25 protein-coding genes are annotated in these 23,488 nt (G+C 65.6%); 11 read left to right on the plus strand and 14 right to left on the minus strand.

Translation table 11 applies throughout. The annotated features are described in order from the left end of the window. Window positions 1-16 precede the first annotated feature (16 nt). Entirely contained in the window at window positions 17-1,006 is a 990-nt protein-coding gene (locus DB459_RS13215; protein WP_253713299.1) for a tripartite tricarboxylate transporter substrate binding protein, read from the minus strand. A gap of 345 nt (window positions 1,007-1,351) precedes the next feature. Here DB459_RS13215 and DB459_RS13220 point away from each other — a divergent pair, with 345 nt between their 5' ends. From DB459_RS13220 to ychF, 3 genes are all read left to right on the plus strand, one after another. Further along, window positions 1,352-2,029, plus strand: coding sequence for a 50S ribosomal protein L25/general stress protein Ctc (locus tag DB459_RS13220; RefSeq protein WP_253713300.1), 678 nt, complete (start codon window positions 1,352-1,354; stop codon window positions 2,027-2,029). 170 nt (window positions 2,030-2,199) lie between these two features. Continuing rightward, on the plus strand, window positions 2,200-2,793 hold the full coding sequence (pth, locus tag DB459_RS13225; protein ID WP_253713301.1) for an aminoacyl-tRNA hydrolase: 594 nt from the start codon (window positions 2,200-2,202) through the stop codon (window positions 2,791-2,793). Between the two features lie 39 nt (window positions 2,794-2,832). Next, complete coding sequence (gene ychF, locus DB459_RS13230) at window positions 2,833-3,930, plus strand: redox-regulated ATPase YchF (RefSeq protein WP_253713302.1); 1,098 nt, start codon at window positions 2,833-2,835, stop codon at window positions 3,928-3,930. A gap of 112 nt (window positions 3,931-4,042) precedes the next feature. Here ychF and DB459_RS13235 read toward each other — a convergent pair whose 3' ends face one another. After that, complete coding sequence (locus DB459_RS13235; RefSeq protein WP_253713303.1) at window positions 4,043-4,339, minus strand: DUF4282 domain-containing protein; 297 nt, start codon at window positions 4,337-4,339, stop codon at window positions 4,043-4,045. A gap of 164 nt (window positions 4,340-4,503) precedes the next feature. Between DB459_RS13235 and DB459_RS13240 the strand changes: the two genes are divergently transcribed. The 3 genes from DB459_RS13240 to DB459_RS13250 all read left to right on the plus strand — a co-directional run bounded on the left by DB459_RS13240 (window position 4,504) and on the right by DB459_RS13250 (window position 5,738). After that, window positions 4,504-4,962 (plus strand): MaoC family dehydratase, encoded by a 459-nt coding sequence (locus DB459_RS13240; protein ID WP_253713304.1) that lies wholly within the window; start codon window positions 4,504-4,506, stop codon window positions 4,960-4,962. Window positions 4,963-4,972: 10 nt separating this feature from the next. Beyond that, window positions 4,973-5,446 (plus strand): MaoC family dehydratase, encoded by a 474-nt coding sequence (locus tag DB459_RS13245; RefSeq protein WP_253713305.1) that lies wholly within the window; start codon window positions 4,973-4,975, stop codon window positions 5,444-5,446. Window positions 5,447-5,588: 142 nt separating this feature from the next. After that, window positions 5,589-5,738 (plus strand): hypothetical protein, encoded by a 150-nt coding sequence (locus DB459_RS13250; RefSeq protein ID WP_253713306.1) that lies wholly within the window; start codon window positions 5,589-5,591, stop codon window positions 5,736-5,738. Between the two features lie 214 nt (window positions 5,739-5,952). Here DB459_RS13250 and DB459_RS13255 read toward each other — a convergent pair whose 3' ends face one another. The 3 genes from DB459_RS13255 to DB459_RS13265 form a co-directional block, all read right to left on the minus strand. Then, the gene (locus tag DB459_RS13255) at window positions 5,953-6,093 is read right to left on the minus strand and encodes a hypothetical protein (RefSeq protein ID WP_253713307.1); all 141 of its coding nucleotides are present in this window, start codon (window positions 6,091-6,093) and stop codon (window positions 5,953-5,955) included. Window positions 6,094-6,601: 508 nt separating this feature from the next. After that, window positions 6,602-7,021, minus strand: coding sequence for a hypothetical protein (locus DB459_RS13260; protein ID WP_253713308.1), 420 nt, complete (start codon window positions 7,019-7,021; stop codon window positions 6,602-6,604). A gap of 204 nt (window positions 7,022-7,225) precedes the next feature. Then, the gene (locus DB459_RS13265) at window positions 7,226-8,173 is read right to left on the minus strand and encodes a hypothetical protein (RefSeq protein WP_253713309.1); all 948 of its coding nucleotides are present in this window, start codon (window positions 8,171-8,173) and stop codon (window positions 7,226-7,228) included. 296 nt (window positions 8,174-8,469) lie between these two features. Between DB459_RS13265 and DB459_RS13270 the strand changes: the two genes are divergently transcribed. Then, window positions 8,470-8,640, plus strand: a complete 171-nt coding sequence (locus DB459_RS13270) for a hypothetical protein (RefSeq protein WP_253713310.1) — start codon at window positions 8,470-8,472, stop codon at window positions 8,638-8,640. 72 nt (window positions 8,641-8,712) lie between these two features. Here DB459_RS13270 and DB459_RS13275 read toward each other — a convergent pair whose 3' ends face one another. From DB459_RS13275 to uvrB, 3 genes are all read right to left on the minus strand, one after another. Further along, window positions 8,713-9,144 (minus strand): nuclear transport factor 2 family protein, encoded by a 432-nt coding sequence (locus DB459_RS13275; RefSeq protein ID WP_253713311.1) that lies wholly within the window; start codon window positions 9,142-9,144, stop codon window positions 8,713-8,715. 227 nt (window positions 9,145-9,371) lie between these two features. Continuing rightward, the gene (locus tag DB459_RS13280) at window positions 9,372-9,800 is read right to left on the minus strand and encodes a nuclear transport factor 2 family protein (protein ID WP_253713312.1); all 429 of its coding nucleotides are present in this window, start codon (window positions 9,798-9,800) and stop codon (window positions 9,372-9,374) included. Window positions 9,801-9,983: 183 nt separating this feature from the next. Then, complete coding sequence (gene uvrB / locus DB459_RS13285) at window positions 9,984-12,749, minus strand: excinuclease ABC subunit UvrB (RefSeq protein WP_253713313.1); 2,766 nt, start codon at window positions 12,747-12,749, stop codon at window positions 9,984-9,986. Between the two features lie 254 nt (window positions 12,750-13,003). On the opposite strand from uvrB, the gene DB459_RS13290 reads away from it, so the two are divergent. Together DB459_RS13290 and DB459_RS13295 are read left to right on the plus strand one after the other, a co-directional pair. After that, the gene (locus DB459_RS13290; protein WP_253713314.1) at window positions 13,004-13,714 is read left to right on the plus strand and encodes a glutathione S-transferase N-terminal domain-containing protein; all 711 of its coding nucleotides are present in this window, start codon (window positions 13,004-13,006) and stop codon (window positions 13,712-13,714) included. A gap of 11 nt (window positions 13,715-13,725) precedes the next feature. Then, window positions 13,726-14,421 (plus strand): glutathione S-transferase family protein, encoded by a 696-nt coding sequence (locus tag DB459_RS13295; RefSeq protein WP_253713315.1) that lies wholly within the window; start codon window positions 13,726-13,728, stop codon window positions 14,419-14,421. A 292-nt stretch (window positions 14,422-14,713) separates the two neighbouring features. On the opposite strand, the gene pobA is transcribed toward DB459_RS13295, so the two are convergent. Continuing rightward, complete coding sequence (gene pobA, locus DB459_RS13300) at window positions 14,714-15,886, minus strand: 4-hydroxybenzoate 3-monooxygenase (protein WP_253713316.1); 1,173 nt, start codon at window positions 15,884-15,886, stop codon at window positions 14,714-14,716. Between the two features lie 67 nt (window positions 15,887-15,953). After that, window positions 15,954-16,193 (minus strand): cysteine-rich CWC family protein, encoded by a 240-nt coding sequence (locus tag DB459_RS13305; RefSeq protein WP_253713552.1) that lies wholly within the window; start codon window positions 16,191-16,193, stop codon window positions 15,954-15,956. Between the two features lie 116 nt (window positions 16,194-16,309). On the opposite strand from DB459_RS13305, the gene DB459_RS13310 reads away from it, so the two are divergent. Together DB459_RS13310 and DB459_RS13315 are read left to right on the plus strand one after the other, a co-directional pair. After that, window positions 16,310-17,785, plus strand: a complete 1,476-nt coding sequence (locus tag DB459_RS13310) for a DUF1800 family protein (protein WP_253713317.1) — start codon at window positions 16,310-16,312, stop codon at window positions 17,783-17,785. 3 nt (window positions 17,786-17,788) lie between these two features. Beyond that, window positions 17,789-19,054: a DUF1501 domain-containing protein gene (locus tag DB459_RS13315; protein ID WP_253713318.1), complete on the plus strand. Its 1,266-nt coding sequence runs from the start codon at window positions 17,789-17,791 to the stop codon at window positions 19,052-19,054. 365 nt (window positions 19,055-19,419) lie between these two features. Here DB459_RS13315 and DB459_RS13320 read toward each other — a convergent pair whose 3' ends face one another. The 4 genes from DB459_RS13320 to DB459_RS13335 form a co-directional block, all read right to left on the minus strand. Continuing rightward, window positions 19,420-20,259: a 1-acyl-sn-glycerol-3-phosphate acyltransferase gene (locus DB459_RS13320; protein WP_253713319.1), complete on the minus strand. Its 840-nt coding sequence runs from the start codon at window positions 20,257-20,259 to the stop codon at window positions 19,420-19,422. Between the two features lie 358 nt (window positions 20,260-20,617). Further along, on the minus strand, window positions 20,618-20,788 hold the full coding sequence (locus DB459_RS13325; RefSeq protein ID WP_253713320.1) for a hypothetical protein: 171 nt from the start codon (window positions 20,786-20,788) through the stop codon (window positions 20,618-20,620). 274 nt (window positions 20,789-21,062) lie between these two features. After that, a complete protein-coding gene (locus DB459_RS13330; protein WP_253713321.1) occupies window positions 21,063-21,692 on the minus strand; it encodes a glutathione S-transferase family protein in 630 nt (209 codons plus the stop codon). A gap of 218 nt (window positions 21,693-21,910) precedes the next feature. Continuing rightward, window positions 21,911-23,146: a glycosyltransferase family 87 protein gene (locus DB459_RS13335; RefSeq protein WP_253713322.1), complete on the minus strand. Its 1,236-nt coding sequence runs from the start codon at window positions 23,144-23,146 to the stop codon at window positions 21,911-21,913. Between the last annotated feature and the right edge of the window lie 342 nt (window positions 23,147-23,488).

A 23,488-nucleotide genomic window follows, 5' to 3' on the forward strand; every position in this document is an offset into this window, starting at 1 on the left:
AACCGCGCGCGGGGCGTCAATCCATCTTGATGCCGGCGGTCTTGATCACCTTTTCCCATTTCGCCGTCTCGGCGGCGATGTACTGCGCCATCTCCTGCGGCGTGCTCTGCAATGGGTCGATGCCGGCGGCGATGATCTTCTGCCGGGTGTCGGCATCGTTCACCGCCTTGACATAGGCGTCGTGGAGTTTGCCGATGATCTCCGGCGGCGTCCTGGCCGGGGCGGAAAGGCCCTGCCAGGCCCAGGCCTCGAAACCGGGAATGTCGGCGGCGACCGGCGGCACGCCGGGCAGCCCGTAGAATTCCTTGGGCGAGCACACCGCGATGGCCTTGATGCCCTTGAGGTTGAGCTGCGAGCGCGCGGTGGCGAAATCGACGAACATCATGCCGAACTGGCCCGAGGCGAGGTCCTGCAGCGCCGGGCCGGCGCCCTTGTAGGGCACGTGGTTGATCTTGATGCCGGCGCTCTGGGCGAACAGCTCGGCGGCGAGATGGAACGGCGAGCCGACGCCGGCGCTGGCGTAATCGATGCCGCCGCTGTTGTTGCGGGCGGCCGCGATCAGCGCCTTGACCGAGCCGACCGGCAGCTTGTCGGTGTTGACGAGCAGCACCAGGGCGAAGCGTCCGGTCAGGCTGACCGGCGCGAGGTCCTTCTGCGGGTCGTAAGGCAGCTTCTGGTAGAGCGAGCGGTTCGAGGCATAGGTCGAGGTGTCGCCGAGCAGGAAGGTGTAGCCGTCGGGCTCGGCCTTGGCGGCGGCCTCGGCGCCGATATTGGTGCCGGCGCCGGGGCGGTTCTCGACCACGATCTGCTGGCCGAGGCCGGCGCTCATGGTGGCGCCGGCGAGGCGGGCGAAGAAATCGGTGCCGCCGCCAGCGGCATAGGGAACGATCAGCCGGATCGGGCGCGTCGGCCAGGCGGTCTCGGCCGCGCGGGCAAGGCGGGCGCCGGCGGTGGGGGCAATGGCCGCGCCCATGGCGGCGGCGACGAAATGGCGGCGGCTGATCATGCGGTGTCCTCCCGGAACGGCGCCGGTTGCGATCCGGCAGCTCTGGCAATTGGTTGCAGGTGCATCTAATCGGCATGGCCGGGCGATGGCAATGTCGGCCGGCGGCGCTGGAAACCCCACCGCTGGCCCCGCAGATGGCGTTCCGCGCTGATTGACTTTCCTTGTTTTTCCGGCCGCTTGCCGTTATGACACCGCCTGCCGGCCACCCCCGCACCCCTGGAGGCTTGTGACCGGCGCCAGAGGGGCCGCGATTTGCGGCCTTAAATTTTTGAAAATGAACGCTTTTTTGTCCCGCGCGGAAGGCGGCAGGGGCAGGGGCGCGTTCGCAACCAAGGACTGACTGCAATGGCGACCGTCAAGGAATTGAAGGCGACCGCGCGTCCGAAGGCCGGCAAGGGGGCCGCCCGCGCTGAACGCCGAGCCGGCCGAGTGCCGGCCGTGATCTATGGTGACAACAAGGCCCCGCTGACCATCTCGCTGGACGACAAGGCGTTGCGCCAGAGCATCTTCGCCGGCCACTTCCTCACCACGATCTTCAACATCGATCTGGACGGCGAGAAGCACCGGGTGATCCCGCGCGATTTCGCGCTCGATCCGGTCAAGGATTTCCCGATCCACGTCGACTTCCTCCGGCTCGGTAAAGGCGCCTCCATCCGCGTCAGCGTTCCGCTCCACGTCACCGGCACCGAAGCCTCGCCGGGCGTCAAGCGCGGCGGCGCGGTCAACATCGTCAACCACACCGTCGAGCTGGAAGCGGAAGTCGAGCACATCCCGCAGTTCATCGAGGTCGACGTCAGCAAGCTCGAGATCAACAACTCGGTGCATCTGAGCGACGTTGTTCTGCCCAAGGGCGTCAGGGTGGTGTCGCGCGAAGACCAGACCCTGGTCACCGTCGTTCCGCCGTCGGGCTATGCCGAGGAAACCAAGGGCGCTGGCGCCGAAGGCGCCGCCGCTCCGGCCGCCGGGGCTGCGGCCGCCGCCGCTCCCGCCGCCAAGGCGCCGGCTGGCGACAAGAAGAAGTAAGCTGTCGGTGCGGATCGGCGCTCGCATGGTCGATGCGAGCGCCGCTCCCGCCGCGCGCCGCCGTCGCCTCGGAAGATAGCGTCACTTCCGCGGGCCCCCTTGCGATCCGGCATGCCGCCGGGCACGCGCAGTAACGGGGGCGCCCGCGTCGCAAACGGGATCGTGCCGCCATGCGCCTCTTCGTCGGTCTGGGCAATCCGGGCTCGCGCTACGAGGGCAGCCGGCACAACATCGGCTTCATGGCCGTTGATGCGATCGCGCGACGTCACGCCTTCTCGCCGTGGCGCCGCCGCTTTCAGGGCGAGACCTCGGAAGGCACGCTCGAGGGTGAGCGCGTCGTGCTGCTCAAGCCCACGACCTACATGAACGAGTCGGGGCGCGCGGTCGGCGAGGCTGCGCATTTTTTCAAGCTCGGCGTCGGCGACATCGTCGTAGTTCATGACGAACTCGACCTGCCGCCGGCCAAGCTGCGGGTCAAGACCGGCGGCGGCCATGCCGGCCACAACGGCCTGCGGTCGATCTCCTCCCACGTCGGCAACGACTACCGGAGGGTGCGGCTCGGGATCGGTCATCCCGGTGTGAAGGATATCGTGCACGCTTACGTGCTCAACGATTTCGCCAAGGCCGAGCGGCCCTGGGTGGAGGCGCTGTGCGAAGCGGTGGCCGATAATGCCGGTCTGCTCGCCGCCGATCGCGACTCGGCGTTCCAGAACAAGGTGCATCTGGCGATGCAGGCCAAGGGCTTCGCCGGCGAAGACAGCTAGAGTGGCGGCGCCTGACGCGGCCGAGAGGATTGGACGAAGATGGGATTCAAATGCGGAATCGTCGGTCTGCCCAATGTCGGCAAGTCGACACTGTTCAATGCGCTGACCGAGACCGCGGCGGCGCAGGCTGCCAATTATCCGTTCTGCACCATCGAGCCGAATGTCGGCGCGGTGGCGGTGCCCGATCCGCGCCTTGAAAAGCTCGCCGCGGTGTCCGGCTCGGCCCAGATCATTCCGACCCAGCTCACCTTCGTCGACATCGCCGGCCTGGTGCGCGGCGCCTCGCAGGGGGAAGGGCTCGGCAACCAGTTCCTCGCCACCATCCGCGAGGTCGATGCCGTTGCCCATGTGGTACGCTGTTTCGAGGACTCCGACATTACCCATGTCGAGGGCAAGATCGCTCCGCTCGCCGACATCGAGACCATCGAGACCGAATTGATGCTGTCCGATCTCGACAGTCTGGAGAAGCGGGTCGACAACCTGTCGAAGAAGGCCAAGGGCGGCGACAAGGATTCCAAGGAACAACTCGATCTGGTGCAGCGCGCCCTGGTGCTGCTGCGCGACGGCAAGCCGGCGCGCCTGCTCGAGCGCAAGCCGGAGGAAGAGCGCGCCTTCCGCATGCTCGGCCTGCTGACCTCCAAGCCGGTGCTCTACGTCTGCAACGTCGATGAAGGTTCGGCGGCGACGGGCAATGCCTTCGCCGAGCAGGTCGCCGAGCGTGCCCGCGAAGAGGGGGCGGTCGCGGTGGTGATTTCCGCCAAGATCGAATCCGAAATCGCGACGCTGTCGCGCGAGGAGCGGGCCGAGTTTCTCTCGACGCTGGGCCTCACGGAGGCCGGCCTCGACCGCCTGATCCGCGCCGGCTACGAACTTCTCGACCTCATCACCTATTTTACCGTCGGCCCCAAGGAAGCGCGCGCCTGGACCATCACCCGCGGCACCAAGGCGCCGGCGGCGGCCGGTGTCATCCACACCGATTTCGAGCGCGGCTTCATTCGCGCCGAGACCATCGCCTATGACGACTACATTCGTCTCGGCGGCGAGGCCGGCGCGCGCGATGCCGGCAAGCTCCGGCTGGAAGGCAAGGAATACGTCGTCGCCGACGGCGACGTGATGCACTTCCGCTTCAATACCTGACGGCGCGGGCCCGTCGTTCTGCGCGGCGAGGCCCGCTCCGGGTCACCGCGGCGACATGCAAGAAGGCACCACGCCGATCGGCGTCGCCGGCCGCAGGCGCTGGGCGATACCGCTACCGTTGCATCCCGCCCTGGTCGCGAATGGCGCCCAGGTGCTCGTTGATGCGGAAGACGATCAGCACGAATTCAGTGCCGATGCGGGCCATGACGATGCCCACCACCGCCCCGACCACGCTTGCCAGCACCGTGACGAAGCCGACGAAGGGACTGACGCCGATCAGGGCGAGGCCGGCGAACACTCCCTGCAGCCCGTATAGCGCGATCAGCACGATGACCAGCCAGTAGAAGGCCTTGATGATGGTCGGCGTGATGAAACGGTCCCATTGGAACAGGTCCCGGAAATCCAGCATCGGCAATCTCCCTGCGAATCACGTCATCCGGCGGATGCGGCGCATCGGCGCGGAATTAGCGCCCGACGCCCAAGTCAGCAAGATTGCAGCCTCGCCCCGCGAATCGTCCGGTTGAGATTGCCGCCAAGTGCGGCCACAATCGGGCTGGTTCAAACGCTGTCCCCATGACCCTGACCTTCGAAGACTTCCAGCCCGGCCATTTCGGCACTTTCGGCCCCCGCCATGTCACCCGCGAGGAGATCATCGCGTTTGCTGCGGAGTTCGATCCGCAGCCGATGCATCTCGACGAGGAGGCGGGCCGCAATTCCATGCTGCGCGGCCTTGCCGCGTCAGGTTGGCATCTGTGCGCGCTGATGATGCGGATGCTCTACGACGGTATGCTGCATCGGACCGCCTCGCTCGGCGCGCCCGGCGTCAACGAGCTGAAATGGCTGGTGCCGCTGCGCCCTGGCGACGACATCACGCTGGATCTCCATGTGCTGGAATCCCGCGTCTCGCGCAGCCTGCCAGGGGTCGGGATCGTCACCTTCCGGGCCGAGGTCCGCAACGCATCCGGCCAGCAGCTGCTCGAGGCAGTCTGGCCCGCGATGATGGGACGGCGCGACGCCTCCGCCACCGATTGAAGAGCCGGTCATGCCCTATTTCGATGATCTCAAGGTCGGCCAGCGCACCGAGCTCGGCTCCTTCACCTTCACCGCCGAGCTGATCAAGCAGTTCGCGCGTCAATTCGATCCCCAGCCGTTCCATCTCGACGAAGAGGCGGGGCGGGCCTCGCTGTTCGGCGGCCTGGCCGCGTCCGGCTGGCACGTCGGCTCGGTGGGGATGAAGCTGCTGGTCGCCAAGCGGCGCAGCGAAATGGAGGTCGCCGGCGACGGATCCGGCGAGCCGCCGATGGGGCCGTCTCCCGGATTTCGCGAGCTGAAATGGCTCAAGCCGGTGCTGGCCGGCGATACGCTGGCCTATGCCTCGGAGATCGTCGAATTGCGGGTATCGGGGTCACGGCCGCAATGGGGCATCCTCAGTGCCCTGACCACGGCCACCAACCAGCGCGGCGAGCTGGTCTATTCCTGCATCGGCACCGCTTTCGTGCCGAGGCGTACCGGCTGAGGCCGTCTCGCTCGCCCAGGGCAGGGTTAAAGCTTTCGTTAAGATTTTACACAGATGGTGCCGTCGGACGTTTTTTGTCGCCGGGGTTTCGAACCCGTTGTGGCGAGGCCCGACAAAACAACGAGAAAACGGGGACAAGACCATGGCGGACCGTGTCGGTCTGAAGATTGTCGGCTTCATCTTCGCCACCGTGACGCTGGCGGTGATGCTGACCACGGTACAGGTGGTCAAGAGCCAGGCGGATAGCGGCTACACGCTCGACGGCAGCGCTTCGGCGTCTTACGCTCGCTGAGCCGACCGAAGCGCGCACCGATCTGAAAGCATCGACCAGAACACGCCGATCGGAACACATCGACTCGAGCGTATCGACTCAAGCGCGCTGGCCGAAGTGTTCAGGCCCCCGGCGACCCAGTCCCCTTCTTTTTTCCCCCAATGAAGGCCCGACCGTCGCGCGCTGTCGCTGTCCGCTCTGCGATGCCGTGGCGCCGTTGCGGAGCCTCCCTCGATCAGCGGCTCCAGGCGAATGCCATGACCAGAATGGCGGCTGCCAGCAGAGCCACGAAACGGATGATGATCTTGCCCATGTTGTGCGCCGCCGGCGGCGCGACGGCGATGGGATCTGAATCGCTTGGCCGGATTGATTTCAACTGCGAGCCCGCCCTCGGTACGACTGGTACGGCGGACATTGGCGCCGCGCTGGAACGTTGGTCGCGCCGGAGGCGGCGCTGGTTCACCGGGGAGGTTTGGTGGTGGGGCAGCTCAAACTGCTTCGGCCCAAACGAAAACCGCCGCCCCGAGGGCGGCGGTTCGTGCATTCTAGTGTGGCGTCTCGCAATTGCCTACCGCCTTCGCGGCAACCCTCTCGTAGGCAATTGCGAGACATAAGCCACACTAGCACTTTGATTTTGCTAGTGTCCTGTTTCCAACGTTCGTATCCCATTGCAGCAGGCGCTCATACGAACGTTGGAAACAAGGGGACACTAGCATCATTATGATTCTAGTGTGGTTTTGGATCTGACGCGCGTTCGAAGAACTCGCTGCAATACTGAAACGAGCGTCAGATCCACCACACTAGTGTCCCGATGTCTCCGAATGACCGTGCGAGGGTGAGGCAAACGAAGCGGTAATTCGGAGACGGGACACCGGGGACCGGCATCAGGACTGGCGCACGCTTTCGGCGGCGCGCTTCCACTGCGCGACGTTGTCGGCGATCATCCGGGTCGATTTCATTGCGGCCTGGCTGAGCTGGGCATAACCGGCGATCTCGCGCTGGACACGCTGGCCTTCGTTGTGGAGCAGGTCGCGGAGCGCTTCGAGCTCGGAGACCAGGTTTTCGATCTCGCTCAACGAGGTGCCGGCGACGCGCTGGATCAGCGAATTGACGCTGTTGACGGTCGCCTCGGCGGTGGTGTCGAGCGCAGGCTCTCCTGAGGGGGCAGTCCCGACTCCGGGCCGCCGCAGATAGGCGACGTCGTTACGGACGAAGTCGCGGATGCCGGCCTCGACCTCGGTCACGGCGGCGAGATTGGCCTCGGACTCGAGAGGCTCGGTCTTTTCCGGGCGAGTGGCGTTCATCGGCTGTGTCCTCTTTCGTGTGTCTAAGCATGTTGGCAGGGCGCCAGCGCGGTTTGTCCCCCGCACGACGACGTCAGGCGGTCATCAGTTCAGTCGAATTTGACGATAGCGCGGCCAAGTTGCGGCGCTTGACCGGCATTCCCTCGATATCGATCGGAATTTAAGGTTTTCGTTATCAACAGGTTATCGTCGCCGGGCGTTTCTCTACCAGGTCGTCTTGAAGCCCGCCGTAAGACTTTTGCTCAAACCACCCGTGGAGGTTTCGCTCACCGTGCCGGCCACGGTGATGTCGCCGAACAGCTTTTGCTCGGCGCCGACCCGGCGCAGCCATTTCTCGGTGCCGTCGAGCGTTTCGCCGGCGATCAGGCTGGTTCCAGTGGTGTTGAAGTTGAATTTGGCCGATCGGTCGGCCTCGATGCCGGACACCGTGCGCCCGCCGAACCGGGGCAGCACGGTCTGCTCGATTCTGCTGTAGCCGCCCTGGAGCGTCAGCGAGGTGGCGTTGCCTTCCAGCGGCAGGGTCTTGCTGATCGAGGTGCCGAGCCTGCTCTGGTCCTGGGTCGGATCGACGCGGGCCTCGATCGCGGTCTTGTCCCACAGCGAACCGAGGCCGGGCGCCGTCATGGCGGCCCAGGCGACGCCCGAGGATTCCCACAATCGGCCGTCGCTGGCGAGCTTCTCCGGTAAGGGCACGCTGGTCTGGCCGTCGGCGACGGTCATGTCGGCGCCGATCCGGGTCTCCCACAGCGGCAGCAGTGGCTGTTTGACGCTCAAGGCCGTCGCGCCCGGCCGGTCACTGCGCGACCAGGCCGCTCCACCGCCGTCGCTGCGAGCGGTGCTGCGCTTCGGCCGCTCCCGCGGCCCGGACGGGCTGCTGTCGAGCACGCTCCAGTCGACGGCCGCAGGATCGGGCAAGGCGCTGGCGGTGTCCTTGGTTTCAGCGGCGGCGTCCTTGGCCTCGGCAGCGGACTGTTCGTCTGCGGCAGCCGGCAGCGTCTCCGGCCTGATGAAGGCCCAAGGGTCAGAAGGCGGATCGGTGGCGGGATCGGAGCCGGGTTCGCCTGCCTGCGCCGGTGGCGCCAGCGTCATCACGAGCAGGAGCGCGAGGACCGGCCGACAGATCAGACCGCGAGAGATGGATCGGACACACATGGAAGCGTGATGCGAGTAAAAAGCGTGAATGCCAACAGTGATGCAAGCCAGGATCCAGGAAGCCCCCTAGTGCCCCCGATGTCTCCGAATTACCGTGCGAGGGTGAGGCAAACGAAGCGGTAATTCGGAGACAGGACACTAGCCATAGCCCAATATTTTGCCAAATTGTGTCCGGGCGGAGTCGCAACGGGCGGCATTGCGGTCGGGCAGGATGTCAGGCGGGGCGATGGCGGAACCAGGTGAGCATTCCGTGATTGTCGTCGGCGTTTGATTGTCGTCACCGTGGAGGGCACGACATGAAGAAATACGCACTGGTTATCGCGGCGGCCATTGCGCTGGTTGCGGCGGCCATTCCGGCCAAGGCCGCACCGGCCGCCACCGACGAGGGTCGTCAGCATGCCATCCCGGTCGTTGCCAACCTTGATATGGGAGGTCATTGCGGGGGACGGCATCATGGCCGGTCCTGACGGGTTTTCGTCGCGCGCATGACAACGGCCTCGCGATGCGAGGCCGCCTTTCGCTTTGCCGTTGTGTTGTGATCAGACGGCCGTCGGCAGATGGATCGGCTGGCCGAGGGCCTGTTCGACGAGATCGAAGGTGTCGAGCAGCATGCGCAGCGAGATCAGTCGCCCATCCTTGAATCTCGCGAACGTAGCCGCGCGTACGCTGATCGGCTGGTTGTGGTCGCGGGTCGTCAGGCTGAAGCGGGTCAGGACCGAGCCTTGCTCGTCGCCGAGTACGACCTGCTCGCGCTCGTAGCGGCGGATTCGCACATTGTCGGCGATCTGCTTCAACGCCTCGAGCGCGGCAGCCTTGCCGCGCCGGGCGCCGAGAAATGGAAACATGTCGATCGGGCCGTAGATCGCCCATTCGACATCGTCGTCGACCAGGGCCGCGACCGCAGCGATCTGGCCGTGATCGATGGCCCCGCGCAATGCATGCGACAAACGCCAGAGGCTGTGCTCTGTCATTGGGATAGGCTCCGGAAATGGCTGCTGTCGAACAGCAAACGGCCCTCGCGGCGCCAGAAAACGGCGCCGGGGCAAGAGTTGCTGCATTCCAATGTCATTCGTATACAAACGGCACTGCCGCGCCACCAGTGTATTTATTGCAATGCATAAATGCGATCGCATGGGCCGGCGTTCAGCGGTCGCTCATCTAGTGGTTGTATGTTACCGGGGCGTTGAGTGGGGCGTGTTCAGGCGTGCATGGCCGCCGCCAGTTCGAGGGCGAATTCGCCGGTGAGGTCCCGCCCGATCAGTTGCTGCACAAGGTCGAAGGAATCGAAGTAGGCGCGGTGCTCGAAGATGCGCCCGCCGCTCAGGGTGAAAAATTCGCCGGCCGAGACCTGCACGACGCGGCCGTCGCGACGCTTGGCGAAAGTCAGATCGCAGATCGTTGCCACCCGCAGTCCATCGGCGGCGATGAAGCGCAAGACGTGGCGGCGCTGGGTGAAGCGCTGCTGCTGGATGCGAATGATTTCGCCGAGCCAGGCGCGGCCCTGCTTCAAGCCGAGATGCGGAAACAGATCCACGGGCGCATGCGTGAGCGAACTCACCCCCTCATGACAACATGCCTCGGCACCGGCGATGTCGCCGGCGTAGAAGGCATCCAGAAACTTGATCACGCATTCGCGCGCTGACCGTGTCGACATCGACGAACCGAACCCTTGGTCTGAGATCCGGGCTCGACATCGGACAGATCGCTGCGACGATCAAGTTCAATACCAGTAAAATGTTACCGATCGTGCAGGATGACGGCGCCGCCAGCGAGATTAACGTTATTGCCATGCCGACAATTGGACGCACAATTAGCGCTTCTTGAATCTTCCGCGCTGGCCGGGTGCGCCGCCCGACGAACGCGGCGCGTTGCCTGGACGCCAGGGACGCGATTCCGGCCCGGGCCCCATCTCATCGAGGTCGGGCTTGCGCGCGCGTGATGACCGCGGCGGCAGATTGGCTGCGTCGCCATATTTGCGCGCGCCGCCATAGGCACCGGCCTTGCCGGCGACGACGCGCTGCTTGACGGTGGGATCGTCGACCACGGCGAGTTCGGTGGCGCGCAGGCGCTTCACCTCGTCGCGCAGTCGCGCCGCCTCCTCGAAGTTGAGATCGGCGGCCGCTTCCCGCATGCGGGTTTCGAGGTCGGCGAGCACCGCCTCGAAATTGTGGCCGATGCTGACGACGTCGTCGGCGAGGCCGGCTTCGCCGACGTCCACCAGCACGTGGTCGCGCTCGTAGACGCTGTTGAGGATATCGCCGATCGACTTCTTCACGCTTTCGGGTGTGATGCCGTTGGCGACATTGTAGGCGATCTGCTTCTCGCGGCGGCGGTCGGTCTCGGCGATGGCGCGCTCCATCGAACCGGTCATCTGGTCGGCATAGAGGATCACCTTGCCGTCGACGTTGCGCGCGGCACGGCCGATCGTCTGGATCAGCGAGGTCTCGCTGCGCAGGAAGCCTTCCTTGTCGGCATCGAGAATGGCGACCAGCGCGCATTCGGGAATGTCGAGGCCCTCACGCAGCAGATTGATGCCAACCAGCGCGTCGAATGCGCCGAGGCGCAGGTCGCGAATGATCTCGATGCGCTCGATGGTATCGATGTCGGAATGCATGTAGCGCACCCGGATGCCCTGTTCGTGCAGGTATTCGGTGAGATCCTCCGCCATGCGCTTGGTCAGCACGGTGACGAGGCTGCGATAGCCCGCCACCGCGGTGGCACGGACCTCGCCCACCAGGTCGTCGACCTGGGTGCGTGCGGGGCGGATGTGGACGGGCGGATCGGTCAGGCCGGTTGGACGGATCACCTGCTCGACGAACACGCCGCCGCTCTCGTTCAGCTCCCAGCCGGAGGGCGTCGCCGACACCGCGACCGACTGCGGCCGCATCGCGTCCCATTCCTCGAAACGCAGCGGGCGGTTGTCCATGCAGGACGGCAGACGGAAGCCGTATTCGGCGAGCGTCGCCTTGCGGCGGAAATCGCCGCGGAACATGGCGCCGATCTGCGGCACGGTGACGTGGCTCTCGTCCATGAAGACGAGGGCGTTGTCCGGCACGTATTCGAACAGCGTCGGCGGCGGCTCGCCCGGCCTGCGGCCGGTGAGATAGCGCGAATAATTCTCGATGCCGGCGCAGCTGCCGGTCGATTCCATCATCTCCAGATCGAAGGTCGTGCGCTGTTCGAGCCGCTGGGCCTCCAGCAGCCGGCCCTGGGCGTTGAGCTGGTCGAGCCGCAGCTTCAATTCGGCCTTGATGCCCTTGATGGCCTGGAGCAGCGTCGGCCGCGGCGTGACGTAGTGCGAGTTGGAATAGACCTTGATGAATTCCAGCTCGTCGCTCTTGTGGCCGGTGAGCGGATCGAACTCCTCGATGCTCTCGACGGTGTCGCCGAACAGGTTGACGCGCCAGGCGCGGTCTTCGTAGTGCGCCGGGAAGAGGTCGATGGTGTCGCCGCGGACGCGGAAGGTGCCGCGGCTGAAGTCGGCGCTGGTGCGCTTGTATTGCAGGGCGACGAGGTCGGCGATGATCTGCCGCTGGTCGATGCGATCCCCCCTCTTCAGCGCGAAGGTCATCGCCGTATAGGTCTCGACCGAGCCGATACCGTAGATGCAGGACACCGAGGCGACGATGATGACGTCGTCGCGCTCGAGCAGGGCGCGGGTTGCGGAGTGCCGCATCCGGTCGATCTGCTCGTTGATCGACGAATCCTTCTCGATATAGGTGTCGGTGCGAGGAACGTAGGCTTCCGGCTGGTAATAGTCGTAATAGGAAACGAAGTACTCGACGGCGTTGTCGGGGAAGAAATTCCTGAACTCGCCGTAGAGCTGGGCGGCCAGCGTCTTGTTGGGCGCGAGGATGATCGCCGGGCGCTGCGTCGCCTCGATCACCTTGGCCATGGTGTAGGTCTTGCCCGAGCCGGTGACGCCGAGCAGGACCTGGGTGCGGTCGTTGCGCTCGATCCCTTCCACCAGATCCTTGATCGCCTGCGGCTGGTCGCCCCTGGGCACGAATGGCGACTTGATCTCGAAGCGGACGCCGCCTTCGGATTTTTCCGGGCGCGGCGGCCGGTGCGGTGTCCACACCTGCAGGCTGCCGTCGCCTCTGCGGAACTCCGGCCGGCCGTCGCGGATCAACGCTTCCAGTGCCTCGGCGGTGGCCTTGACGCCGAGTGCCTCCATCTTGTTGCGCGCCGGCCGCGCCAGCGTGTCGTCGTCCTCGACGTCGAGGCCGAGTTGGCGGGCGAGCTCCGGATCCATCACCGGCACCGTGGCGGTGGTGCCGTAATTGGCCTGGGGCGCTTCGCCGAAACCGTCGCCACCGGGCAGACCAGACGGCTGGCCCTGCGCGGCCTTGGTCGAGGCGCGGGCGCGATGCACTGCCGCCTCGCTGTCGCGGCGGTCGCGCGACGTCTCCGGCGGCGGCTGCAGGCCGGTCTGCGAGCCGACGCCGCTTTCGCCGCGATTGATCGCGGGATTGAGCAATTCGGCCAGGGCCGGCGCGATCGGCTGCACGTCTGGACGATGCGCCTTGGACTTCGGCGTCCGCGGCGTCTTGTTCTTGTCGGAGGGGGCTGCCATGGCGCCAATATGGGTCCAATCGCCGGGCTTTGAAAGTCTGCCTGCGAAGGATGGGGACACCCGCCGAATGCGCAACCCGATGGAACTTGGCCCCGCTCGAAAGGCGCCAGGCGCCCGCTCATCGCGACGGGCGCGAACCGTCTCCTCGCCGCGCACTCCTGCGCAGCAGCTGCGGGATTGACTTCGCCGGCCGAATTGAGTGAAGTGCCGCCAGTTGCATGCAAACGCATGAAGTTTGCCGGAGGACCATGCCGATGATCGACCTGCATTACTGGCCGACCCCGAACGGCCACAAGATCACGATGTTTCTCGAGGAGACGGGCCTGCCCTACAAGATCATTCCGGTGAACATCGGCGCCGGCGACCAGTTCAAGCCGGAATTTCTGGCGATTGCGCCCAACAACCGCATGCCGGCGATCGTCGATCACGCGCCGGTGGACGGCGGCAAGCCGGTCGCGATCTTCGAATCGGGAGCGATCCTCACCTATCTTGCCGAGAAGACCGGCAAGTTCCTGTCGAGCGATCTGCGCGTCAAATACGACGTCCTGCAATGGCTGTTCTGGCAGGTCGGCGGTCTCGGCCCGATGGCGGGGCAGAACCATCACTTCGGCACCTATGCGCCGGAGAAGCTGCCTTACGCCATCAATCGCTATGTCAACGAGACCAACCGTCTCTATGGCGTCATGAACAAGCGTCTCGCCGATCGCGAATTTCTTGCCGGCGATTATTCCATCGCCGACATGGCGAGCTATCCCTGGGTCGTACCGTGGAAGCGCCAGGGTCAGAACCTCGATGATTTTCCGCATCTCAAGCGCTGGTTCGAGACCATCCGGGCGCGTCCGGCCACGGAGCGCGCCTACGCGCTCACCGAAAAGATCAATCCGGATGCCGCGGCCGGCACCATCAGGACCGAGGAGCAGCGCAAGGTGCTGTTTGGTCAGACCGCTGCGGTCGTCAAGAACTGAAAAGGAATGAAATGGGGCTGAAACTGTTTGAACTGGTGGGCGCGGAGGCCGGTCGGCCGTTCAGCCCCTATTGCTGGCGCATCCGCCTCGCGCTCGCCCATAAGGGTCTGGAAGCCGACAGCATTCCCTGGCGGTTCACGGAGAAGGCGCTACTTGCGCCATACAACTCCGAGAAGGTGCCGGTGCTGCTCGATGGCGACAGGGCCGTGGCGGATTCCTGGGCGATCGCCAACTATCTCGAGGATGCTTATCCAGATCGCCCGTCGCTGTTCGGGGGCGACGGCGGCCGCGCCATGGGCCGCATGATCAATGCCTGGGCCGATACCGTCACCGTCGGCGGCATCTTCCCGCTGATCGCCGTCGACATTGTCGGCCATCTCGCGCCGAACGATCAGGCTTATTTCCGCCAGACGCGCGAGGCCCGGCTGGGCAAGCCGCTGGAAGAGGCGATGGCGACGCGCGACAGCCGGGTGGAGGATTTCCGCAAGTCGCTGGATCCGCTGCGGCTGACTCTGCGTGCCCAGTCCTTCATCGGTGGCGCTGCGCCGAACTACGCCGACTATGCGGTGTTCGGCGGTTTTCAGTGGTCGCGCGTCGTCAGCCCGTTCAGGCTGCTCAAGGAAGACGATCCCGTCCATGCCTGGCGCCAGCGCCTGCTCGACGCCTTCGACGGCCTCGCCCGCAAGTGCGAAGGCTATCCGGTGTGAGCGGACGTCAGCCGGCCCGCCGCGCGCCGCGGCCGGCTGACGCCGCGGCGAATATGGCTCCCGGCCGCCTGACGATCTTCGCGTAGCGCTCGGTCTGGTTTTGGCGATAGGTCGTGCCATTCGCCACGACTGCCGATCAGTTGGGCTCGACCCACAGAGGTGTAGCAGGGCTGATCCATGGCGCTGGGACATGCCGCCCGACACCGAATTGGGCGTGGACGATTCCGGCCTTGTCGGGACCCGGCGCATCGCCGTCGGGCCCCGCCTTCGGGCAGGCTGGTTCAGATCGAAATCAGAACGGCAGCCCCACATAGTTCTCCGCCAGCAGGCGCAACGCCGTCTCCGACGAAAAGAGATAATTGAGTTCTGTTTCCTGGAGCTTCTGATCGTAGGAAATCTGCTCGGGAAACCGATGCAGAAGCGTCGTCATCCACCAGGAGAAGCGCTGGGCTTTCCAGATCCGTGCCAGCGCGCGGTCGGAATACGCATCGAGGCCCGCATCCGACCCATTGCGATAATGATCCAGCATCGCATGGTAGAGATGGTAGATGTCGGACGCCGCACTGTTGAGGCCACGCGCACCGGTCGGCGGCACGATATGGGCTGCATCGCCGGCGAGAAACAGTCGGCCGTAGCGCATGGGTTCGGCGACGAAGCTGCGCAGCGGCGCGATGCTTTTCTCGATCGAAGGGCCCGTGATCAACTGCCCGGCGACCGAGGACGGTAGCCGCCGCTTCAACTCGGCCCAGAATTCATCGTCCGCCCACTGGTCGAGCGTATCGGTCAGGGGCACCTGCAGGTAATACCGGCTCAGCACCTGCGAGCGCAGCGAGCAAAGTGCAAATCCGCGATCGTGCTTGGCGTAGACGAGTTCGGGCGAGACCGGCTTGGTCCGCGACAGGATGCCGAGCCAGCCGAAGGGATAGATCTTTTCGTGCTCCCGGATCTTGTCCGCAGGGATCGACTTCCGGCTGACGCCATGGAAGCCGTCGGCGCCAATGACGTATTCGCAGTCGACCCGGTGCGTTTCGCCGTCCCGCGTGTACGTGACGAAAGGCCGATCGGTCGTCAGGTCGTGGAGCGCGACGTCCTCGGCATTGTGGACGACCATGCCTCCCGCACGATCGCGGGCGTCGTAGAGATCGCGCGTCAGCTCCGTCTGGCCATAGACGACGACCGAATTGCCGCCGGAGTATTTATGCAGATCGACCCGATCGAGGATGCCGTCATGGGCAATGAAGAAGCCGTGATGGATCTCGCCTTCCCGATCCATCCGCTCGCCGCACTCGGCTTCCCGCATCAGCTTGGCGAAGCCATGCTCCAGCACGCCGGCGCGGATGCGTCCGAGGACATATTCGCGCGTGTGTTTTTCGAGCACGATATTCTCGATGCCGCGCAGATGGAGCAATTGCGAAAGCAGCAACCCCGATGGCCCGCCGCCGATGATGCAGACTTGAACCTTCATGTGACCTCCCTGTCGATGCAGGGGGGGTCTAGATCATCGGCGCGCCGAATAGGATGGATAATTCCGACTATGACTTGGACAAATCAGACGTCTTGGATCGATCGTCGGCTGTTCGCCTCGCCGCGTCGGCCACCGCCCTCAGGCAGGCCGGGCAGAGGCAGTCCTCGTCATTCGTCGGCAGCGGCAGGCGTGCGCTGATATCGTTGCACCAGCAGCCGCCCGACAGGTTGCAGCCGAACACGGTGCCACACCGCGGACAGGCCGTCCGGCGCTCGCCCGCTGCGTTCCGCCCTGACGAAATTGTCATGACCGCCACCGCATTTTCGACCAATCCTTCATGTCGGGTTCATCACGCGCTTCTCTATAGTCCGTCCGGTCACGAGGGCGACGGCCCCAACTAACCGGTGGAATGGGACGAGATCAATGGCCCGCGATCCGCAACTGGCCCTGGTGGCGCTGAACAGGTTCGGATTTGGTGCACGGGGCGGCGCCTCGGGCGACTACGTTGCTGCTGCTTCCGACCCGCGCGGCTTTGTCAAAGCCGAGATCGGCAAGCCGGGCGCGGCGCTGCTCGAAGTCCCGGGGCTGTTGCCGACCCCGGTCCTGGCGCGCCAGCTGTTCGACTATCAGGAGGAGGTCCGGAAGGAGCGCGAGGCCAATGCCAAGCTCGCGGCCCTTGCTCTGGCCTCCGGCTCCTCCGCAGCGGCCGTCGCCGGCAACGAAACCTCCGCCCCGTCCGTCAGCCAGTCTCCGCCGCCGCCCCGTCCGCTGCCGCCGAAACCGCTCGACGTCGTGCAGCGGACCTATCGCGCCGAGGCGCTCGCCCGCATCCAGCGAGCCAGTCTTGCCGAGGTCGGCATCGTCGAGCGCCTTGTGGCGTTCTGGTCCAATCATTTCTGCATTTCGATCACCAAGGGGCAGCCTGCTCACATCTGGGCGGGCTCGTTCGAGCGCGAGGCCATCCGCCCCCACGTGCTCGGCCGCTTCGCCGATATGCTCGAGGCGGTGGAGCAGCATCCGGCCATGCTGTTCTTCCTCGACAACCAGCAGTCGGTCGGCCCCGACTCCCGGGCCGGCCAGAACCGCAAGCGCGGCCTCAACGAGAATCTCGCCCGCGAGATCATGGAACTGCATACGCTCGGGGTCGGCAGCGGCTACAGCCAGGAGGACGTCACCACCCTCGCGCGCATCATCACCGGATGGACCTTCGCTGGTCGCGACGGCAAGCTGGGCGAGCCGGGCAGCTTCGCGTTCAACGCCAATGCTCACCAGCCGGGGCCGCAGACGCTGCTGCGCCGGACCTATGCCGACACCGGCGTGACCCAGGGCGAAGCGGCGCTCGCCGATATCGCCCGCCATCCGGCCACCGCGAAATTCATCGCCACGAAATTCGTCCGCCATTTCATCGCCGATGATCCGCCGCAGGCGCTGGTCGGAACCCTGGCGCAGGTGTTCGCGACCACAGATGGCGACCTGCATGCGATGACGTTGGCATTGCTCGATTCCGACGAGGCGTGGCAGGCGCCGCTCACCAAGCTGCGCAGCCCTTATGAATTCCTGGTTGCGTCCGGACGGCTGCTGTCGCGCATCCCGGAAGAGCCGGGCCGCTATCTCGGCCCGCTCAACATGCTCGGCGAACCGCTCTGGGGACCACCGGGGCCCAATGGTTTCGCCGACACCGTCGCGGCCTGGGGTTCGCCCGAGGGGCTGAAGCTGAGGCTCGATGTCTCGGCGCAGATCGCCTCGCGTATCGCCGACACCGTCGATGCCCGCGACCTGCTCGAGATCGTTGCCGGATCCGCCGCGTCAAGCGACACGCGGCAGACGGTCGGCCGCGCCGAATCGCGCCAGCAGGCGCTGGCGCTGTTGTTGATGTCGCCGGAATTCCAGAGGAGGTGAGCCATGTCGCCGTTCGGGATCGAGCCGTTCGGGCCGAAACAGGCCGGGAGCACCGAGGACGAAGCCAGCCGCGGCTTCCGCACGACGCGGCGATCGCTGCTGCTCGGCGGCGTCAGCTTCGCGGCCTGGGCGTACCTGCCGAAATTCGCCCGCGCCGCCGGCGCGCGCGATCCGCGCCTCGTCGTCATCATCCTGCGCGGCGCGCTCGACGGTCTTGCCACCGTGGCGCCGCTCGGCGATCCTGATTATGCCGCCCTCCACGGCGCCATTGCCCTGAGCCGCGACGGCTCGCACGCAGCGCTGCCGCTCGATTCCTTCTTCGCCCTGCATCCGGCGATGCCGGAATTCGCCCGCATGTATCGCGACGGCAAGGCGGCGGTGGTGCATGCGGTCGCGACCTCCTATCGCGAGCGCTCGCATTTCGACGGCCAGGACGTCCTCGAAAGCGGCTTTCCGGGGCCCGGCCGGGTGCAGTCCGGCTGGCTCAATCGCGTCGTCGCGGCGCTGCCACGGGGCGCTCCGGTCGCGAGCGCGCTCGCCATCGGGCCGGTGGCGCCGCTGGTGCTGCGCGGCGCCGCGCCCACGGTGGGCTGGGCGCCCGCGGCCATGCCGCAGGCCGACGACGACACCATCATGCGCCTGCTCGATCTCTACAAGCACCGCGACCCGGCGCTGGCGGCGGCCTTCGCCCAGGGCGTGCAGATCGACAGGATCGCCAAGCGTGACGAAGATGCCATGAGGCCCAAGCCCGGGATCGATGCGATGCGGGTTGCCGCGCGCGGCGCTGCCCGCCTGATGGCAGCCGACGATGGCCCGAGGATCGGAGCGCTGGCCTTCGATGGCTGGGACACCCATGCCAACGAAGGCGGTCCGGTGGGACGGCTGGCACAACTGCTCGGCGGGCTGGACGGCGCGCTGGCCGATTTCGAGAGCGGCCTCGGCGGGCATTGGAACGATACGGTCGTGGTCGTCGCCACCGAATTCGGCCGCACGGCGCGCATCAACGGCACCGAAGGTACCGATCACGGCACCGGCACCATCGCACTGCTTGCCGGCGGCGCGGTGAAGGGCGGGCGTGTCATCGCCGATTGGCCGGGCCTTGCTGCGGCCAGCCTCTACGAGGGGCGCGATCTCAAGCCGACCACTGACCTGCGCGGCATCGTCAAGGGCGTGCTGCAGGACCATCTCGGCCTGAGCGAGCGGGTGCTGGCGAGTGCGGTCTTCCCCGAGAGCGAGGCCGTCCGGCCGGTTCGCGGCCTGATCGCCTGATCGCCTGATCGCCTGATCGCCTGAGCGGCGACAGCGGCGTGCATCATCGACGTTGCTGCGGTGGAACGGAGTCCTCCGCCGAGCTAGTGTCCCGTTTTCAGCGTTCGTATTCCTTTGCAGCAGGCGCTTCTACGAACGTTGGAAACAGGACACTAGTGTCCTGTCTCCGAATTACCGCTTCGTTTGCCTCACCCTCGCACGGTAATTCGGAGACATCGGGACACTAGCAAAATCAAAGTGCTAGTGTGGCTTATGTCTCGCAATTGCCTACGAGAGGCTTGCCGCAAAGGCGGTAGGCAATTGCGAGACGCCACACTAGCTCACCGCCTCGACGGCGGGCAGTGGTTTCGCCGTGTTGAGGGCCGTCAGGTCGCCAGCGCCGGCTCGGAAGACGGGGCGGGCTGCGGCGCGGGAGGAGCGAGGCCGGGGCGGCGCCGCGCCGCTGCGGTCATGCGCCGAACCTCGGTCTCGGCGGCACGGGCGATCGCCTTGCGATCGGCAGAGACATCATAGGCGACGGCTTCGCCCCAGCTCACGGTGACATCGACAGCACCGCTGCGCAGCACACCGAGCATGTGGGGGATCAGTTCGAGATCGCCATACCAGGCGAGGCGATCGCGCAGGGCGCGGCCCGTCGGCACGCCGCCGATCCCGGTATAGGCGATGGAGAGCGGCTGCACCGTGACGCTGTCGTGATGGGCGGAATTGCCGAGGGTGTGATGGACCGCGCCGACCAGCGCCGAGCGGAACGGCAGCACGCGGTTGCCGTCGCTGGAGGTGCCCTCGGCGAACAGCACCACCGCGTCGCCGCCGCTCAGTCTGTTCGCCATGGCGGCGGCGGCCTCGCCGGTCTTGTGCCGCCGCTCGCGCTCGATGAACACCGTGCGCTGCAGCTTGGCCAGCCAGCCGAACACCGGCCACGACGCCACTTCGTGCTTGGCGACGAAGACGGCCGGGGTCGTCGCCGTGATAACGATGATGTCGAGCCACGAGACATGATTGGAGAGGATCAGCAGCGGTCCGTTGGCGGACCGGCGGCCGATCTGGTTGATGCGGATGCCGAGCAGGGCACAGACGCCGCGATGGAAGATCTGCGGCACAAGGCGTTGCAGCGGTGAGCGAAACAGCAGCCCCGCGAGTTGGAACGGTAGCAGCGCCAGGGTCAGCAGCACCAGGGTGATGAACTGGAAGGGCAGGCGGATCATGGCTTCATTGGCGCGAGGCGGATGAGGTTCCGTGACGATGTAGCGCAGAACGGGCGGCGCTGGATACCCACTGCGACAGACGCGAAACTGCAACAGACCGAGAAAAAGGGCGGTCCTGCCGGGATGCGGAGCCGGCAAGGACCGCCGATGGCAGATCCGGCGAAAGCGAAAGCCGGTGGCGGGACGCGGAGCTGCCCCCACCCGGCGGCGCAGAGCCCGTCGGGGACATGGTCTTCGACGCGCTGAAACGCTACCTGAGGCTTGTTTCGGGTTAATGACATCGGGGGCCGCATCCACAGCTTGCCCGGTCCTGCCGCGCCGTTTCTCAGAAGCCCGGTTTGCTGACGCCGGCTGTGGCTCACGCCGGCATCGTCGCCGCGATCCGCATCGACAGCACCGTGAGGGCGACCATCAGGCCGAGCGATAGCGAGCCGATCGCCAGCGATGCCGCAACGATGCTGCAGCGATGCGAGGCGGCGAGAACGCGGCGATGGTCGAAGCCGTGCCGAGAGGCCGACGGCCGGGACATGAGTAAACCTTTGGCTGCCCAGACGAATCAGTCGCGGGCCAAGGTGCCTCAGGGCGCCGCCGAGATTGTGGCGGCACTGGAGCCTTCTCCGCTCCGATTCAATCGGAGCGGACGCTCGTACGACGAATTCGCTGCGATGCTGATACGAGCATCAGATCCACCGCGCTAGTGTGGCGTCTCGCCACACTAGCGCTTTGATTTTGCTAGTGTCCTTATGTCTCCGAATGACCGTGCGAGCATGAGGCAAATGGAGCGGTAATTCGGAGACAGGACACTAGCCGTCGGCTGCGTTCGCCGCAGAAGACAGCATCGGCACGAAGCGCGGCGTCCCTTCGATGCGACGCAACCAGGCTCCCACCGCCGGAAAGCCGGACAGGTCGTAACCGCATTCGCCGGCGAGATGGGTGTAGCCGTAGAGCGCGATGTCGGCGACCGTAAGCTGGCTGGCTGCGAAATAGGACCGGTCGCGCAGGTGATGCTCCATCACCTGCAGCGCGCGATACCCCCGTTCGGTCCAGTCTTCGAGTGAATGGGCATGCAGTTCGCGCCCGCCTTTGACCAGCGACAGCCAGAAATAGGCGGCGCCGAGATTGGGTTCGAGCGCGTGCTGTTCGAAGAACATCCATCGCATCATGTCGGCCCGGTCGAGCCGGCTCTCCGGCGCCAGGGCGCTGCCCGCTGCCACATACCAGAGGATCGCGTTGGATTCGGCGAGATAGCGGCCCTCAACAACCTCAAGTAGCGGAACCTGGCCGCTCGGATTCTTCGCCAGGAATTCCGGTGTGCGGCTTTCGCCCTTGAGGATGTCGATCTCGATGGCTTCGTAAGGCACGTCGAGCAGCGCCAGCGCGAGGCGAACCTTGTAGCTGTTTCCAGAGTGCTGCATTGTAAAGAGCTTGTACATCGGACGGCGCTTGTGTCTCACACCCGCGGCTCGGGTGTTCAGCGGCGGGTCCGACGATCATTTAATCGGACCGCCTGATGGAATCGGCCGTAAGGGGGCCGGTGACGATGGTCGAGAATGGGCCGAGGGCCGACGGCCTGCAACCCCCGCGATCCCAAACAGGGGGGCTTGCTAGGAATGCTGCGCTGCGCAGCACAATTGTTTCCCGCGCAGCGGCATCACGGATGCGCGAGTAGTACCCTCAGACCTGCACGCGAGCCGAAGATGGCGCGGCGCAACGTGAAGACATAAAGCGCCGCGACCGTGGCGAAGCCGATCGGGATCAGAACCGCGTCGGCGATGCCGCGCGCCAGCAGCGGCACTGTCCAGGCCGCGGCGAGCAGGCTGATCTCGCCATCGTGAAAGCCCTCGTCGAGGCCATGGCGAACGAGGAAGGCAATGGCGACCCCGAGCACGGCGAGGTCATAGTCGAGTACGTAGGGGGTGGCGAGCAGGCAGGCCGTCGCCAGTGCCGCTGCCTTCAGTGCTCCGCTCGCCCGGCTGTGCCAGAGCCAGGCGAGACTCGATGCGAGAGCCAGGGCAAGCACAGCCTGCATCGCATAGGCCGTTGGCACGCCGGCACCCCACATTCGCATCGCTGCGAACAGCGACTGGATCTTGGCCCAGCCGGTGCCGCCCTGTTCGAGCACGATCGTTTGCGTGAAGGTGGTCGAGGCGGCGAAGGCGCGCCACACATCGCTGCCCAGGGTGATGAGCGTCGCCCCCACCAGGGCAGCGATGGCGGCGGCGGCCGCGGCAATGACGCGCCAATGACCGCCAGCCACCAGGGCGATGGGAATCAGAATGCCGAATTGCGGCTTATAGGCGAGCAGCCCGAACAACGCTCCGGCGAGCAGCGGACGGCGCTCGAGGGCGCAGAGTGCACCGGCGAGCAGGGCGGCCGTGAGGAAGCCATTCTGGCCATGGCCGATATTGACGAAGACGGCGGGAAAGGCGAAGGCGGCAAGCCAGACGTCGCGCGCCGGAACGGGCGCCGGCACAATTGCGCGAATTGCGATTCCGTAGGCCGTGCCGCTGAGCAGCAGCCAGAGCAGGAGGCCTGGGCCATAGGGCAGGGCCGCCGCTGCCGCGGCCACAGCGAAGAAGAACGGTGGGTAATGCCAGCCGTAGAACGGCACCTCGCGCCCGTCGAACGCGGCTTTTTCGGCCGCATGCTGGCGGGCGGGGTCATAGGCGTCGGTGGCGCGGCCTTGATAGACCAGGGCACCTGCTGCGTAGACGCTGGAAAAATCCGTTCCCAGGGGCTTGCCGTTGCGGTCGACGAGACGGTCGGCCATCGCCGCCCAGATCGTCAGCGCGGCAACCGCCATGGCGAGCAGCATCAGGCTATAGTTGCGCAAGCGCGCCCGCGTCAGCCAGGCGCCGGTCCGCACTGCATGCCGAAGATGATCCATTCGCCCTAGTGTCCCGTCTCCGAATGACCGCTTCGTTTGCCTCACGCTCGCACGGTCATTCGGAGACATAGGGACACTAGCAAAATCAAAGTGCTAGGGTGGCTTATGTCTCGCAATTGCCTACGAGAGGGTTGCCGCGAAGGGCATAGGCAATTGCGAGACGCCACACTAGGGATCTTGCCGATTGTTGCGCAAACGTTACGGGCTGCGCGTTTAAGGCTTTGTTAGCCGCGGGGGATTTTGGCGCAATTTCCAAAGTTTCTTGCGGTGCGGCGATGCCCGCTTTAGGGTGCGGCCCTGCCCGAAAACCGATCCCGGGAGCCCACAGGGCCCTGATTTCGC

The organism is Bradyrhizobium sp. WD16 (genome assembly GCF_024181725.1).
In the GTDB taxonomy this organism is placed as follows: domain Bacteria; phylum Pseudomonadota; class Alphaproteobacteria; order Rhizobiales; family Xanthobacteraceae; genus Bradyrhizobium_A.